We start from the raw sequence: 14,758 nt of genomic DNA on the forward strand, positions 1-14,758 counted from the left end.
CCCCATAGGCCGTAATCCCCAGCGCCACCCCCAGGAAGTGTCCGTCCAGCCCCATCCCGAACACATTGGACAGCAGCCAGCCGCCGCCCACCGCCAGCGCGATCCGGCACAGCCCCGCGGCCACCGGCCAGCGCATGCGGCCCGCGCCCATCGAGGCAAAGTACAGCGCCATGCCCAGGCCGAAGCTGCCGAAGGCCGGCCCTACCCATGACAGCGCGCGCGCGGCGATGGCGATCACTTCGGGGTCATGGGTGAACAGGCTGGCAAAGCGCACCGGCGCCAGGCCCACGGCAATGCCGGCGGTGCCGGCGATGGCCAGCGCCAGGAACGCGCCGACCCATGCCGTGCGGCGCGCGGTATGCCAGTCGCCGGCGCCCACGGCGCGGCCGACCAGTGCGGTCAGCGCCGAGCCCACGCCAAAGGCCAGCGGGATCATCAGGAATTCCAGCCGCGCCGAGATGCCATAGGCCGCCACCGCCGCGGTGCCATGGTGGCGCAGCTGCGCGGTGACCAGGATGGTGGTCAGGTTGGCCACCGAGGCCAGCGCGCACGCCACCAGGCCCACCGACAGGATGCGCGCGAACAGCTCCCACGACGGCCGCACCCGCAGCACCGGCACGAAGCCCGCGCCGCCGCGCGCCACCACGATCGCCATCGCCAGCGCCGCGGCCCACGACACCGCCGCCAGCGCGGCGCCGATGCCGGCCAGCCCCATGCCGGCAGGCTCGGCCAGCAGCCACGACAGTGCGGGGAAAGCGACCCACATCAGCGCCAGCACGCGTGCGGCCAGCGCATGGCGGCCGCCGCCGCGCAGCACCGAGGCCAGCGTATTGGCCAGCCACGCCGGAATGGCGCCGACACCGAACAGCCAGATCGCATAGCTGGCAGCGGCCTCCGCCGCCGTGGCGCCGGCCACCGCGCCCAGCACGCCGCGCGGGAAGCCCGCCAGCACCACCGCAAAGGCCAGCCCGGCGGTCACTGCGATCAGCAGCGCGTGCATGACCAGCGAAGACGCTTCCTCGCGCTTGTTGGCGCCAAGCGCGCGGGCGATGGCCGCGACCACGCCGCCGCCCATCGCTCCGGTCGACATCTGCTGCAGTAGCAGCGCAAACGGCAGCACCACCGCCCAGCCGGCCAGCGCCGCCGTGCCCTGGCGCGCGGCCAGCCAGGTTTCGATCAACTGGGCCACGGCCTGCAGCACGGCGATCAGCGCGGTCGGTCCGGCCAGCTTGCCGATGCGGCGCGCAATTTCAGTGGCCGGTACCGCCTCGGCGGGCAGGGCGCCCGCGGGCAATGTGCGCGTGTCAGTCATGGCGGGCCTCCCCTGGCTCGCCAACTGTCCCGGCCTCGCCAAAGCGCTGCCGCAGGAAGCGGCCGGCACCGGGGCCGGGCAGGACACGCAAATCGTCCAGCGTGATCGCGCTGCCGTCGGCGCGCGCCAGCGCCGGCTCGGCAATCTCGGCGCCGGTGCGGCGGTCCTGCAGCAGCGTCAGCGGACCCTTTTCGTCGGTCATCCAGCGGTCGGCCCAGGCCTTGAGCGCGACATAGGCCGGGAAGAAGTCGCGGCCCTTGTCGGTCAGCTGGTAGACGTGGCGAGCGCCGCCCTCGGGCGTTACGCGGGCCAGCAGCCCGTGCGCCACCAGCGTCTTCAGGCGCGCGCTGAGGATGTTGGGGGCGATGCCCAGGTTGCGTTCGAACTCGTCGAAGCGCGTGCTGCCGTAGAAGGCCTCGCGCAGCACAAGGATGGCCCAGCGTTCGCCCAGCACGGCCATGGAGCGGGCCACGGGGCAGGGCATCGAGGTGAAATCGGTAGGGGGCATGGTCTCCGCCGTTCTGGTCCTGTCGACTTGCTTGCAAAGTGCAAGTTTTCTGGAGCATAGCTTGCAAAACGAAAGTTTGCAGGGCTGGTTGCGACCCTGAGTCCGGAAAGCGTTCGTTCACCGGCCAGCGGTGCCGGCTACGCCACCGCGTCGCGGAACACTTCAAGCTTGTCCAGTTCCTCTCGCAGGAACCCGATCAGCGCGCGGGTGGCCATCGACGGGTGCGGGTTAGGCGTGGTGATGATGAAGAGCTTGTTGCCCAGCCCCTCCGGGCGCCAGTCGGGCAGCACCGGCACCAGCCGGCCGGCGCGCACTTCCTCCCAGCCGATGTAGACCGGCAGCATGCCGATGCCGAGGCCCTCGCGCACGGCGCGCGCCAGGAACAGGAAGTTTTCCGACTGAAGCTTTGGCGTCAGCGCCACGTCCACGCGCTGGCTGTCGCGGTACAGCGACAGCGGGAACTGGCGCGGCGGGTATGGCGGGCACAGGAAGTTGCAGCCGGTCAGGTCGGGCGGCGCTTGTACCGGCGGGATGTCTGCGAGGTACTCCGGCGATGCATACAGTTGCCACCGGATGTCGCAGATTTCACGCGCCACGTGATCCAGCGGCGGCGCCGAGGTGACCTTCAGCGCGACATCGATCTCGGCCGCGATCAGGTCGTTGACGCGGTTGGCGAAGAACACGCGCAGCGTGATGCCGGGGTGCTTCCGCGCAAACTGCAGCAGCAGCGGCGCGATATAGGCATCGCCCAGCCCGGTGGGCACGCTCACGCGCACATGGCCGCGCAGGGTCCGGCCCAGGCTGTCGATCTCGGCCTGCGCCGAGGCCACTTCCTGCAGGATGCGCACGCCATGCTGGTACAGCGCATGGCCGGGCCCGGTCAGTTCCAGCCGGCGCGTGGTCCGGCGCAGCAGTTGGGCGCCGGCCTGGTGCTCCAGCTCACGCAGCTGGCGGCTGACCTGCGAGCGCGTCACGCCGCGGCGCCGGCCGGCTTCGGCCAGGTTGCCCGCATCGACGATGTCGACGAAGGCCTGGATCAGGTTGAGGTCCATCGGGGATTGCCTGCAGGATTGTCGCGTCTGGTGCAACATTGTGATTCCGATGCACCTGATTGTCGATCCACGGCTACGCCGATACAGTGGTCGGCTGACAGAACGGATCGCATACAGGAGACGACGGATGGCCACGGACCTCTGGTTTGAAGACATGCACCGCAGCGGCGAAGAATTGCTGGCGCGCGGCGCCCGCCTGGCCGGCGGCCTGCGCGCGCTGGGCGTGCAGGAGGGCGACGTGGTCGCCGTGCTGCTGCGTAACGATCCGGCCTATGCCGACGTGGTCCATGCCTGCCGTACCGCGGGCTGCTACTACTGCCCGATCAACTGGCACTTCACCGCCGAGGAAGTGCGCTTCCTGCTGACCGACAGCGGCGCCAGGGTGCTGCTGGTGCAGGCCGACCTGCTGCCCGCCGTGCGCGACGCCGTTCCGGCCGGCATGACGGTGCTGTCGGTGGGCGGCCCCGCCCAAGGCGCCATCGACTATGAAAGCTGGCTGGCGCAGCAGCCGGCCTACGACGGCCCGCGCGTGGCGCCGCGCGGCCATATGGCCTACACCTCCGGCACCACCGGCCGGCCCAAGGGCGTGGTGCGCCAGCCGCTGCCGCTGGACCGGCTGGAGGAACAGTTCGCGCGCATGCGCTCGGTGGTGAGGCAGACCTACGGCATCGAGCCGGGCTGCCGCACGCTGATGTCGGCGCCGCTGTATCACAGCGCGCCGGGCTCGTTTATCCAGAACGCGCTGCAGATGGCCGAACGCCTGGTGCTCACGTCGCGCTTTGATGCCGAGCAGGTGCTGGCGCTGGTGGAAAAGCACCGCATCGACGTGCTCTACCTGGTGCCGATCATGTACGTGCGCCTGCTCAAGCTGCCGCCCGAGGTGCGCGCCAGGTACGACCTGTCTTCGATCCGCTTCGTCGCCTCCACCGGCTCGCCGTGCTCGCCCGAAGTAAAGCGCGCGATGCTGGAATGGCTGGGCCCGGTCATCCACGAAACCTACGCCTCCAGCGAAGCCGGCATGATCACCGTGGCCACGCCGGCCGATGCCGCCGCGCGCCCGGGGACCGCCGGCAAACCGGTCGATGACGCGCAGCTGCGCATCCTCGACGAGAACGGCCGCCAGTGCGCGCCGGGCGAGATCGGCCTGGTCTACGTGCGCCAGCCGGCTTACCCCGACTTCAGCTACCGCAACAATGATGCCGCGCGCGCCGCCATCGACCGAGACGGGCTGGTGACGCTGGGTGACATGGGCTATGTCGATGCCGACGGCTACCTGTTTATCTGCGACCGCGCATCGGACATGGTGATCTCCGGCGGCGTGAACATCTACCCGGCCGAGATCGAGCATGAGCTGGTGCGCTACCCCGGCGTGGCCGACTGCGTGGTGTTCGGCATCCCCGACGACGAGTACGGCGAGCGCCTGCTGGGCATGGTGCAGCCGATGCCAGGCGTGGAGATCCGCGAGGCCGAGGTGATCGACTGGCTGCGCCAGCGGCTGTCCGGCTTCAAGGTGCCGCGCAGCATCGTGGTCGAGACGCAGCTGCCGCGCGATGAAACCGGCAAGCTCGCCAAGCGCCGGCTGCGTGACCGATACTGGGAAGGCCGCCAGCGCCGCGTCTGAGCGCGTGCCCGGCCTGGATCGATCACGACCGATAACAACAGGAGGAGACGCGATGCAGAACAAACCAAGCGGACGGCGCGCCTGGCTCGCCGCGATGGCAGCCGGCGCGGGGTGCGCGCTGGCCATGTGGGGCGGAGCCGCGCAGGCCGCCTATCCCGATCGCCCGATCAAGCTGGTGGTGCCCTACACCCCCGGCGGCTCGACCGACCAGTTCGGCCGCGCGCTGGCCGACGGCATGTCGCGCCAGCTGGGCCAGACCGTGGTGGTGGAAAACCGCCCGGGCGCGGCCACCATGATCGGCACCACCAGCGTGGCGCGTGCGCCGGCAGACGGTTACACCATGGTGCTGGCCACCAACGGCAGCATGGTGCTCAACCCGATGCTGTACAAGAAGATCAACTACGATCCGCCCAAGGATTTCAAGATCTTCAGCATCGGCGCCGAGGTGCCGCTGGTGGTGGTGACCAACAGCAAGGTGCCGGCCAGCAATATCCGCGAGTTCGCGGCCTACGCCAAGGCCGCGGGCGGCAAGCTCAACTATGGCTCGGTCGGCCTGGGCAACGCGCTCCAGCTGGCCACCGAAATGCTCAAGACCGAGCTGGGCATCAGCGTCACCCACGTGCCCTACAACGGCAGCGCCCCGGCGCTGTCGGCGCTGCTGGCCAACGACGTGCAACTGATGGTGGATGTGGTCAGCACCTCGCTGCCGCATATCAAGGCAGGCAAGCTCAAGGCGCTGGCGGTCACCGGCCGCACCCGGCTGGACGTGCTGCCCGACGTGCCGACCGTGGCGGAAGGCGGCTATCCCAACTTCCAGGCCGCCACCTGGTTCGGCCTGGCCGTGCCCGCGCAGACGCCGCCCGATGCGGTGACCAGGCTGCAGGCCGCCGCTGCCCACGTGCTCAAGGACGCGCAGTTCCGTTCCACCTTCAGCGCGCTGGGACTGGTCGTGCAGGCGCCGCGCACGCAGGCCGAGATCGACCGCTATATCGAAGCCGACCGCGAGCACTGGGGCAAGGTGATCAAGGCCAATAACATTTCGTTGGACTGACTGGAAGTGCGGGAGCCGCCAGGGCCATGGGGTAAGCTACTGCTCGCCCCTGGCCTGGCAGGCCGCCGGTGACTTTCCCGTCACCGCCCGCGCCAAGCAGGAACAACCCGGCCGGGGCGGGCTCCAACCCGGAGCCGTTCATCAGGAGTCCGATTTGAAATTCCCCGTTGCCGGGCTGGCGCTTGCCGGCCTGCTGGGCGCCGCTGCCGGCGCCATTGCCGCCCCCGCTTCCGCCCCTGCCGCCAAACCAGCCCCCGCACCGGCCAAGGCCCAGGCCAAGGCCGAGAACAGCGCGCTGTCGCCGCTGCTGGCCATGCTGGAAATCGGCAACCCGCTGCCGGCCTTGCCGGATTGCGCCGACAAGCGCACGCCCGATGGCCGCGATGTCACCGGATTCTGTGTCGAACTGAAGGGCGATGGCCTGATGCGCCAGGTCGGCGTGCCGCGCGCGCAGCGCCCGTCCTTCATGGACGGCCCCTTTGTGCTGGCCTTTGTCGACCGCAACGCGCTGGTCGGCCTGGTGGTCCCGACCGCCGGCGCCAACTCGCAGCAGGCCGCGGCCGACAGCGTCAGCGCGCTGTACGGCAAGCCGTTCCGGCAGGAGCAGGTCGACATGCCCGACAAGGCTGGCAAGAGCATCAAGACGCTGCATGCCGGCTGGATGCACAAGCCGCTGACGGTTGAGCTCTACGCCATGCCGGAAGACCCCAACACCGGCACCATCGAAATGCTGCTGCCGCAGGCGCGCGTGCTGATGGCGGACAAGGATGCCGAGGTGGACAAGCAGCTCAATCCGGCCTCGGCGCCCGCGGCCAAGGGCGGCAAGGCAGCCGCCGCCAGGCCCGCGCCAAAGCCAGCCGCCAAGCCGGAGAAGCCTGGCAGCTGGTAACACTCCGCAGCAGGCGGCCTGCCCGCCTGCTGACCTGGCCTCAGAGCCCTTCCATCACCTTGTCCAGCCCCCGCACCACGCCGCGCACGGTGTGGACCTTGCGGATCGCCAGCAGCGCGCCGGCGACATAGGGCGTGGAGCCGTCGCCGGCCTCGTGCTTCAGGTGCAGGCGCTGGCCGTCGGCGCCGAAGATCACTTCCACGCCAAGCTGGTAGCCCGGCAGCCGCACCGCGTGCACCTGCGTGCCCGACATGGTGGCGCCGCGGGTTTCCTTCGGGCCCTTGACCTGGTCGACCGGCACCGCCTGCGCGGCGGCCTTGACCTGGCCGAGCCGGTAGGCCAGCTCGCGCACGGTGCCGGAGGGCACGTCGATCTTGCCGGCCTTGGCGTAGTCGATGATCTCCCAGTGCTCCAGGTGACGCGCGGCCATCTCGGCAAACTTCTGCAGCAGCACCACCGTGATGGCGAAATTGCCGCAGGCGAGCACGCCGCGGTCGGCCTGGCGCGCGGCCGCGTCGATCTCGGCATAGTCCTCGTCGGTCAGCCCCGAGGTGCCCACCACCACGTGCGCGCCGTGCGCCAGCGCCTGCAGGATGTTGTGCTTGGCGATGCCCGGCTTGGTGTATTCGACATAGACGTCGTAGGGCGTTTCCCCCAGGGCCTCGATGCTGGCGGCCGCCACGCCCGGCGTATCGGCATGGCCGGTCAGCTGCGCCAGAGGCTGCCCGGCGGCGCCGCGCGACAGGCCGGCCACCAGGGTCATGTCGGCCGCATGGGCCACGCCGCGCGCCAGTTCGCCGCCGGCCCAGCCGGTCACGCCGCCCACGGCGACACGGATCGGGTTGTTCATATTGTTGCTCCGCAAACGCTTGATCGGGTTGGCAGCATACCGCGTCAGCCGGCAGCGCGCCGGCGGTCGAGCTTGCGCGCGAGCACGATCGAGGTGGTGGTGTGGTTGACGCCGTCGAGCATGCCGATCTCGTCGAGCAGCCGGTCCAGGCGGTCGTGCGTGTCGCAGCGGATCGCCACCAGGTAGTCGACCGGGCCGCTGACCGAATTGACCTCTTCGATCTCGGGCAGGCGCTGCAGCGCGCGCAGGATCGCGGGCGCGGCCTTGGGCTGCACCGACAGGCCGCAATAGGCCAGGATGGCGTTGTCTTCCATGCGCTGCCCCAGCCGCACGCCGTAGCCGGCAATCACCCCGCTGCGCTCCAGCCGCGCGATGCGCGCGACCACGGTGGTGCGGGCGATACCCAGGTGCCGGGCGAGGTTGGCGGCGCTTTCGCGGGCATTGGCCTGCAGCAGCGACAGCAGGTGCCGGTCGGTGGTGTCGAGCTCGGTCATTACGTCGGGATGGTTCGTCGTTTCGTTCGATTATGCTGGGTTTTCGTCGTTCTTGTGGCTTCATTGTGTCGCGCTGGCTATCCATACTCCAGTCAACAGGACAACCTTTTCTTGTGGACGGAGACACCATGCAAGCCTCGAACCTGGGCCGGCAGGCTCCGCGCGACCTGCCCAAGGCGACCCGCCCGCTGCACGTGGCGGTGCTGGGCGCGGGCAAGATCGGGCGCACCATTGCCACCATGCTGCATGACAGTGGCGACTACCGCGTCAGCGTGGTCGACCATGACGCACGGCGCCTCGACGGCCTGCCGCGCGGCGTGCTGGCGCGCGCCGGCGACCCCACCGAGCCTGGCACCTGCGCCGCGCTGCTGGCCGGCGCCGATGCCGTGCTCAACGCGCTGCCGTTCCACGCCGCGATCAGCGTGGCTTCGGTGGCGGCGCGCCTGGGCGTGCATTACTTCGACCTGACCGAGGACGTGGCCGCGACCCAGGCCATCCGCCAGCTGGCGCAAAGCGCGCGCTCGGTGCTGATGCCGCAGTGTGGGCTGGCGCCGGGCTTTATCGGCGTGGTCGGGCATGACCTGGCGCAGCGCTTCCTGCGCGGCGGGGGGGAACTGCTGGACCTGCAGATGCGGGTTGGCGCGCTGCCGCGCTACCCCAGCAATGCGCTCAAGTACAACCTGACCTGGAGCACCGAGGGACTGATCAACGAGTACTGCAACCCGTGCGAGGCCATCGTCGACGGCCGCCGCGTGGAACTGACGGCGCTGGAGGGGCTGGAAAGCTTTGCGCTGGACGGCATCGAGTACGAAGCCTTTAATACATCTGGCGGCCTGGGCACGCTGCCCGAGACGCTGGCCGGCCGCGCGCGCCATGTCGACTACAAGTCCATCCGCTATCCGGGCCATTGCGCGCTGATGAAACTGCTGCTCAACGACCTGCGCCTGCGCGAACGCCGTGAATGGCTGCGCGATATCTTCGATCGCGCCATCCCGGTGACCGACCAGGACGTGGTGATCGTGTTCGCCACCGCCACCGGCTACCCGGCCGGGGGCGAACGCGGGCGCGGGCCGCTGACGCAGGCTTCGTTCTCGGCGCGCATCGGCGGGGTGGATGGCAAGGGGGGCCATGTCAACGCGATCCAGCTGACCACTGCCGCGGGCATCTGCACCGCGCTGGACATGGTGGCCACCGGCGCGCTGCCGCAATCCGGCTTCGTGCGGCAGGAGTCGATGCCGCTGGACGCCTTCCTTGCCAATCGCTTCGGCCGCCATTACACGCAGCATCCGCTCCAGGAGACCGTCATATGAAAGCGCAAGAGTTCGCTGCCTGCTGGGATTCGCTGGGCCTGCCGCGGCCGTGGCGGGAGGGCACGCCGGCCGGCGCCGTGACGGTCCGCTCGCCGGTCGATGGCGAGGCCATCGGCCATGTCCCGGCCTGCACGCCGGCGCAGGCCGATGCGCTGATCGCCCGCGCCCACGCGGCGCAGACCACCTGGGCGCTGCTGCCTGCGCCTGCGCGCGGCGAGATCGTGCGGCGCTTCGGCGAGGTGCTGCGCGAACACAAGCCGGCGCTGGGCCGGCTGGTCTCGCTCGAGTCCGGCAAGATCCTGCAGGAAGGCCTGGGCGAGGTGCAGGAGATGATCGACATCTGCGACTTCGCGGTCGGGCTGTCGCGCCAGTTGCACGGGCTGACCATTGCCTCCGAGCGCCCGCAGCATGCGATGCGCGAGACCTGGCATCCGTATGGGCTGTGCGGCGTGATCTCGGCCTTCAACTTTCCGGTGGCGGTGTGGGCGTGGAATGCGGCGCTGGCGCTGGTGTGCGGCAACGGCGTGATCTGGAAACCCTCGGAAAAAGTCACCCTGTGCGCGCTGGCCGCGCATGGCCTGCTGGAGCGCGTGCTCGCCGCGGCGGCGCCGCAGCACGCCGGCATCTCGGCGGTGCTGCCGGGCGGGCGCATGCTGGGCACCCACCTGGTGTCGCACCCGGCGGTGCGGCTGGTCAGCGCCACCGGCTCGACCCGCATGGGCCGCGAGGTCGGCGTTGCCTGCGCGGGGCACTTCAAGCGCAGCATCCTGGAGCTGGGCGGCAACAATGCCGCCATCGTCGCGCCTTCGGCCGACATCGAGCTGGCGGTGCGGGCCATCACCTTCGCCGCGGCCGGCACCGCGGGCCAGCGTTGCACCACGCTGCGTCGCTGCTTTATCCACGCCGACCTGATGGACACCATGGCGAGCCGGCTGATCACCGTGTTCGACCGCCTGCCCGTCGGCGACCCGCTCGCTGACGGCACCCTGGTCGGCCCGCTGATCGACACCGCCGCGGGCGATGCCATGGCCAATGCGCTGGCCGCCTGCCGCGCGCAGGGCAATATCGTCACCGGCGGCGAACGGCTGCTGGCCGACCGCTACCCGCATGCCTGTTACGTGCGGCCCGCGCTGGTGATGACCGACGCCCAGCACGACACCATGCTGACCGAAACCTTCGCGCCGATCCTGTACCTGATGCCATACACCACGCTGGATGAGGCCATCGCACTGAACAACGCCTCGCCGCACGGGCTATCGTCGTGCATCTTCACGGAATCGATGCGCGAGGCCGAGCGCTTCCTGTCCTCGGCAGGCAGCGACTGCGGCATCGCCAACGTCAACATCGGCACCAGCGGTGCAGAGATCGGCGGCGCCTTCGGCGGGGAAAAGGCAACCGGCGGGGGCCGCGAGTCGGGATCGGATGCGTGGAAGGGCTATATGCGCCGCGCCACCAACACGATCAACTATGGCGATTCGCTGCCGCTGGCGCAGGGGATACGGTTCGAGATCTGACGGCATCCCTGGGCGTGTTACAGGGCGCGTAGGGAACTGTAACAAGCCTTACACGCCTTTGACGCCGTATTACGCTTTCTGCCCGTATAACGTCAGCAGGGCAGGCACATGCCCGTTCCGACCCCAAGGACGAATGATGAGAATGCTGACGATTGGACTGGCTGCCGCTGCGGCATCCGTCACCCTGCTGGGCGGCTGCGCCGTCTATCCCACGCCTGCCGGTCCCGCGGTCGGCCCTGCGCCGGTGTACGTGGCGCCCGCGCCGGTGGTGGTGGCACCGCGGCCGTACTACTACGGCGGCTATGGCGGCTACTATGGCCATGGCTACTATGGCCGGGGCTACCGCCGCTGGTAATGAGCGCGGTTGGCACGACAATGCGCGAGGATGCCGGCGCGTAGAGAGAGGCTGCGCGCCGGCCGCAGTTCAGTTGCCGGCCGCGTCGCCGGCCCGGGCGTTCAGCCCGCCCCAGCTGGGCGCGAGCGTCTGGCCGATCTCCGGCAAATCCACCAGGTCGAGCACGCGCCCGACCGTATGGTCGACCAGTTCGGCAATGCTTTGCGGCTTCTGGTAGAAGCCCGGCACCGGCGGGAATACGATCCCGCCCATTTCCGTCACCGCCGTCATATTGCGCAGGTGCGCAAGGTTCAGCGGCGTTTCCCGCACCATCAGCACCAGCTTGCGCCGCTCCTTGAGCGTGACGTCGGCGGCGCGCGTGATCAGGTTGTCGGACAGGCCGTGCGCAATCGCCGCCAGCGTGCGCATGGAGCAGGGGGCGACCACCATCGCCTGTGCGCGGAACGAGCCGCTGGCGATGGTCGCGCCGATGTCGCGCACGTTGTGCACGACGCTGGCCAGCGCCTCCACCTCGGCACGGCTGATGTCCAGCTCGTGCTGCAGGTTCATCACGCCGGCCGGCGAAATCAGCAGATGGGTTTCCACCGAGGGCGCCGCGCGCAGCACCTGCAGCAGGCGCACGCCGTAGATGGCACCAGTGGCGCCCGTGATGGCGACGATCAGCCGTTTGGGTGTGCCGCCAGTCACGGACATAAAGGAACTCAGCCCTTCAGCAGGGTTTGCAGTTCGCCGTTCTGGTACATCTCCATCATGATGTCCGAGCCGCCGATGAACTCGCCGTTCACGTAGAGCTGCGGAATGGTCGGCCAGTTGGCGTATTCCTTGATGCCCTGGCGGATGCCTTCGTCATCCAGCACGTTGACCGTGGTCGGCGCGTCCACGCCACAGGCCTTCAGAATCTGGATGGCGCGGCCCGAGAAGCCGCACATCGGGAATTGCGCGGTGCCCTTCATGAACAGGACTACCGGGTTGCCCTTGACGATCTGATCGATCTTTTGCTGCACGTCGCTCATGGTTTGCTTTTCAGTGGGGCGATGCCGTGTCGCGGGCGCCGCCTGGGGAGAATGGGACGCCCCCCCGCCCAGCCCCGGGGCCGCGGGGCGGGGATCTGACGGCGATTTTACCGGAATCGCCGCCGGGCTTCAGTGACCGGCAGTGGTGCCGCCGGGCCGGGCGCCTTGCCAGCGCCCGCCGGTGCAGCGTTCCAGGCCGGCCAGGTCGCGGGCGGTGAAGATCTCGGTGAAACCGGTGTCCTCCAGCAGCTGGCGGGTGGCCTGCGCCTGGTCGTAGCCATGCTCCATCAGCAGCCAGCCGTCAGGCAGCAGCCGGGCGCCGGCACCGCTGACAATGGCCCGCAGGTCGGACAGGCCGTCGTCGTGGTCGGTCAGCGCGTCGATCGGTTCGAAGCGCAGGTCGCCTTCGACCAGGTGCGGGTCGCCCGCGGCGATGTAGGGCGGATTGCTGACGATCAGGTGAAAGCGCAGGCCTGGCGGCAGCGCCGCGTACCAGTCAGACACCAGGAAGTGGATGCGGTCGGCGCCGAGCGCGCTGGCGTTGTCCTGCGCCACCATCAGCGCGCCGGGCGAGATGTCGGTGGCCCAGACTTGCGCATCCCGGCGCTCGCGCGCCAGCGTCACGGCCAGGATGCCCGAGCCTGTGCCCAGGTCCAGCACGGTCGGCTGCGGCACCTCGGCCAGCCGCGCCAGCGAGGCTTCGGCGGCGACTTCGGTATCGGGCCGCGGGATCAGCACGTCAGGCGTGACCCGGAACTTCCGGCCGAAGAACTCGCGCTCGCCGATCAGGTAGGCCATCGGCTCACCCGCCAGCCGCCGCGCCAGCAGCGTGGCAAAGGCGTCGCGCTGGGCGATGGTGAGGGTGTCGGTGTCGCGGGTGATCAGCTGGGTGCGGCTCAGGCCGGTGACATGCGTCAGCAGCATGCGCACTTCCAGGGCAGGCAGCCCGGCCATGGCGGCGAGGGTCTGGGCTTCGCGCAGCGTGGGGGTCGCCGGCAGCGCGGCAGAGTTTGGGGAAGACATCGAAAGGGAGGGGACGGTTCTTTTGCCGGCTACAAAAAACCCCACCGGCGCAAAGGCCTGGCGGGGCTTTGGGGCGGGACTTCCAGCTTGCCGCCAGTGTACCGCTCATCGACGGCGGGCGGCGCAATGCCCCCGCCGGGACGATTACTTATTGACGGCGTCCTTGGCCTTGTCGGCACCCGTGTTGACGGCATCCTTGGCGGCCTGCTTGGCGTCTGCCATGGCGCTGCCGGCTTCTGCCTTGGCCTTGTCGGCGGCGGCCGAGAGGTCGGCTGCGGCACCGCTGGCGGCGGCCTTGGCGGCGTCTGCGGCGTTGCTGGCGGCAGCGGCGGCATCGCTGGCGGCGGCCTTGGCGGATTCAGCGGCGCTTTGCATGGCGCTCTCGGCGTTCGAGGCGGCAGGCGGAGCTTCTTCCTTCTTGCTGCAAGCGGCCATGGCCGCGGTGATCATCAACAGCGCGAGCAGTTTTTTCATGATTTCGTCCTAGGTATGTTCTCGGGAGTGACTACCCGGCACCATTCTCCGTTTGCCGGTCGAAATCGATTATAGACAGCCGCCTTACCCCTACCAGTGCTGTTTCAAGCATTTACAAGAAATACAAAGATATCGGCGACTTTACGCGGTGTTCGGGGCGGAAGGCCGGTTGCACGACATTTTGTGGTGCTTACGACTCTTCGCCAAGTGCAGCAAGCTGATCAGCCTGGTGTTCCGAAGCCAGTGCCGACAGCAGCTCATCCATGTCGCCGTCCATGATCATGTCGATCTTGTACAGCGTCAGGTTGATGCGGTGGTCGGTCACGCGCCCCTGCGGGAAGTTGTAGGTGCGGATGCGGTCGCTGCGGTCGCCCGAGCCGATCAGGTTGCGCCGCGTGCTGGCCTCCTTCGCCTGGGCGGCGCGCGTCTGCATGTCCTTGATGCGGGCCGCCAGCACCTTCATCGCCTTGTCCTTGTTGCGGTGCTGGCTGCGGTCGTCCTGGCACTCGACCACGATGCCGGTCGGCAGGTGGGTCAGGCGCACCGCGGAATCGGTCTTGTTGACGTGCTGCCCGCCAGCGCCCGAGGCGCGGAAGGTGTCGATGCGCAGGTCGGCCGGGTTGATCTCGACCTCGCCCACTTCATCGGCTTCGGGCATCACCGCGACCGTGCAGGCCGAGGTGTGGATGCGCCCCTGTGCCTCGGTCGCCGGGACGCGCTGCACGCGGTGGCCGCCGGATTCGAACTTCAGCCTGGAGAATGCCGCATCGCCGGCGATGCGCACGATCACTTCCTTGTAGCCGCCCAGGTCCGATTCCGATTCGCTCATCACTTCGACCTGCCAGCGCTGGCGTTCGGCATAGCGCGTGTACATGCGCAGCAGGTCGCCGGCGAACAGCGCGCTTTCCTCGCCGCCGGTGCCGGCGCGGATTTCCAGCAGCAGGTTGCGGTCGTCGTTCGGGTCCTTGGGCAGCAGCAGGCGCTGCAGGCTCGCTTCCAGGGCTTCCAGCCGCGCGCGCGCGCTGGCGATCTCGTCGGCGGCAAAGTCCTTCATCTCCGGATCGTCCAGCAGCGCCTGCGCGGTGGCCAGGTCGTCCTGCGCCTGGCGGTACTGGCCGTACTGCTCGGCCACCGGCGACAACTCGGCATGTTCGCGGCTGAGCTTGCGGTACTGGTCGATCTTCGCGGTCGCGTCTTCGCGCGCGAGCAGGGCGTTGACTTCATCGAGTCGCTCGGCCAGTTGGTCGAGCTTGGCAAGCATGCTGGCTTTCATCGGGTGCGGGGGGAAGAGG

Annotated in this window: 16 protein-coding genes; 6 read left to right on the forward strand and 10 right to left on the reverse strand. The window is 69.1% G+C overall.

The annotated features are described in order from the left end of the window. The 3 genes from AC3WRI_RS31795 to AC3WRI_RS31805 all read right to left on the reverse strand — a co-directional run. Nucleotides 1–1,312, reverse strand: a 1,312-nt coding sequence (locus AC3WRI_RS31795; protein WP_492294871.1) for an MATE family efflux transporter, incomplete at its 3' end; no start/stop codon positions are given. Then, a complete protein-coding gene (locus tag AC3WRI_RS31800; protein ID WP_010809867.1) occupies nucleotides 1,305–1,820 on the reverse strand; it encodes a winged helix-turn-helix transcriptional regulator in 516 nt (171 codons plus the stop codon). The genes AC3WRI_RS31795 and AC3WRI_RS31800, both read right to left, overlap by 8 nt. Before the next feature lie 137 nt (nucleotides 1,821–1,957). Beyond that, nucleotides 1,958–2,872 (reverse strand): LysR family transcriptional regulator, encoded by a 915-nt coding sequence (locus AC3WRI_RS31805; protein WP_492294873.1) that lies wholly within the window; start codon nucleotides 2,870–2,872, stop codon nucleotides 1,958–1,960. Nucleotides 2,873–2,999: 127 nt separating this feature from the next. Here AC3WRI_RS31805 and AC3WRI_RS31810 point away from each other — a divergent pair, with 127 nt between their 5' ends. The 3 genes from AC3WRI_RS31810 to AC3WRI_RS31820 all read left to right on the forward strand — a co-directional run bounded on the left by AC3WRI_RS31810 (nucleotide 3,000) and on the right by AC3WRI_RS31820 (nucleotide 6,433). Next, nucleotides 3,000–4,493, forward strand: coding sequence for an acyl-CoA synthetase (locus AC3WRI_RS31810; protein ID WP_011616122.1), 1,494 nt, complete (start codon nucleotides 3,000–3,002; stop codon nucleotides 4,491–4,493). A gap of 52 nt (nucleotides 4,494–4,545) precedes the next feature. Continuing rightward, complete coding sequence (locus AC3WRI_RS31815) at nucleotides 4,546–5,544, forward strand: Bug family tripartite tricarboxylate transporter substrate binding protein (RefSeq protein WP_439671024.1); 999 nt, start codon at nucleotides 4,546–4,548, stop codon at nucleotides 5,542–5,544. Between the two features lie 154 nt (nucleotides 5,545–5,698). Then, the gene (locus tag AC3WRI_RS31820; RefSeq protein WP_492294875.1) at nucleotides 5,699–6,433 is read left to right on the forward strand and encodes a hypothetical protein; all 735 of its coding nucleotides are present in this window, start codon (nucleotides 5,699–5,701) and stop codon (nucleotides 6,431–6,433) included. A 40-nt stretch (nucleotides 6,434–6,473) separates the two neighbouring features. On the opposite strand, the gene dapB is transcribed toward AC3WRI_RS31820, so the two are convergent. Both dapB and AC3WRI_RS31830 read right to left on the reverse strand, forming a co-directional pair. Next, nucleotides 6,474–7,283: a 4-hydroxy-tetrahydrodipicolinate reductase gene (gene dapB / locus AC3WRI_RS31825; protein WP_010809872.1), complete on the reverse strand. Its 810-nt coding sequence runs from the start codon at nucleotides 7,281–7,283 to the stop codon at nucleotides 6,474–6,476. 44 nt (nucleotides 7,284–7,327) lie between these two features. Continuing rightward, nucleotides 7,328–7,777, reverse strand: a complete 450-nt coding sequence (locus AC3WRI_RS31830; RefSeq protein WP_010809873.1) for an Lrp/AsnC family transcriptional regulator — start codon at nucleotides 7,775–7,777, stop codon at nucleotides 7,328–7,330. Between the two features lie 128 nt (nucleotides 7,778–7,905). Between AC3WRI_RS31830 and AC3WRI_RS31835 the strand changes: the two genes are divergently transcribed. From AC3WRI_RS31835 to AC3WRI_RS31845, 3 genes are all read left to right on the forward strand, one after another. Further along, nucleotides 7,906–9,087 carry a saccharopine dehydrogenase family protein gene (locus tag AC3WRI_RS31835; protein ID WP_010809874.1) on the forward strand — a complete coding sequence of 394 codons (1,182 nt, stop codon included), beginning with the start codon at nucleotides 7,906–7,908 and terminating at the stop codon, nucleotides 9,085–9,087. Beyond that, nucleotides 9,084–10,601, forward strand: coding sequence for an L-piperidine-6-carboxylate dehydrogenase (amaB, locus tag AC3WRI_RS31840; RefSeq protein ID WP_011616119.1), 1,518 nt, complete (start codon nucleotides 9,084–9,086; stop codon nucleotides 10,599–10,601). The genes AC3WRI_RS31835 and amaB overlap by 4 nt, the downstream gene beginning before the upstream one ends. A 142-nt stretch (nucleotides 10,602–10,743) precedes the next feature. Continuing rightward, nucleotides 10,744–10,956 carry a hypothetical protein gene (locus AC3WRI_RS31845; protein ID WP_010809876.1) on the forward strand — a complete coding sequence of 71 codons (213 nt, stop codon included), beginning with the start codon at nucleotides 10,744–10,746 and terminating at the stop codon, nucleotides 10,954–10,956. Between the two features lie 69 nt (nucleotides 10,957–11,025). Here the strand turns inward: AC3WRI_RS31845 and AC3WRI_RS31850 are convergent, their stop codons facing one another. The 5 genes from AC3WRI_RS31850 to prfA all read right to left on the reverse strand — a co-directional run bounded on the left by AC3WRI_RS31850 (nucleotide 11,026) and on the right by prfA (nucleotide 14,739). Beyond that, nucleotides 11,026–11,649 (reverse strand): UbiX family flavin prenyltransferase, encoded by a 624-nt coding sequence (locus AC3WRI_RS31850; RefSeq protein WP_010809877.1) that lies wholly within the window; start codon nucleotides 11,647–11,649, stop codon nucleotides 11,026–11,028. Between the two features lie 8 nt (nucleotides 11,650–11,657). Further along, the gene (grxD, locus tag AC3WRI_RS31855) at nucleotides 11,658–11,969 is read right to left on the reverse strand and encodes a Grx4 family monothiol glutaredoxin (RefSeq protein WP_010809878.1); all 312 of its coding nucleotides are present in this window, start codon (nucleotides 11,967–11,969) and stop codon (nucleotides 11,658–11,660) included. 129 nt (nucleotides 11,970–12,098) lie between these two features. Further along, on the reverse strand, nucleotides 12,099–12,992 hold the full coding sequence (gene prmC, locus AC3WRI_RS31860) for a peptide chain release factor N(5)-glutamine methyltransferase (RefSeq protein ID WP_041687544.1): 894 nt from the start codon (nucleotides 12,990–12,992) through the stop codon (nucleotides 12,099–12,101). Between the two features lie 144 nt (nucleotides 12,993–13,136). Continuing rightward, nucleotides 13,137–13,466, reverse strand: a complete 330-nt coding sequence (locus AC3WRI_RS31865) for a hypothetical protein (RefSeq protein ID WP_010809880.1) — start codon at nucleotides 13,464–13,466, stop codon at nucleotides 13,137–13,139. 190 nt (nucleotides 13,467–13,656) lie between these two features. Continuing rightward, on the reverse strand, nucleotides 13,657–14,739 hold the full coding sequence (gene prfA / locus AC3WRI_RS31870) for a peptide chain release factor 1 (protein ID WP_010809881.1): 1,083 nt from the start codon (nucleotides 14,737–14,739) through the stop codon (nucleotides 13,657–13,659). Nucleotides 14,740–14,758: the final 19 nt, after the last annotated feature.

The organism is Cupriavidus sp. FW305-27, from assembly GCF_058787995.1.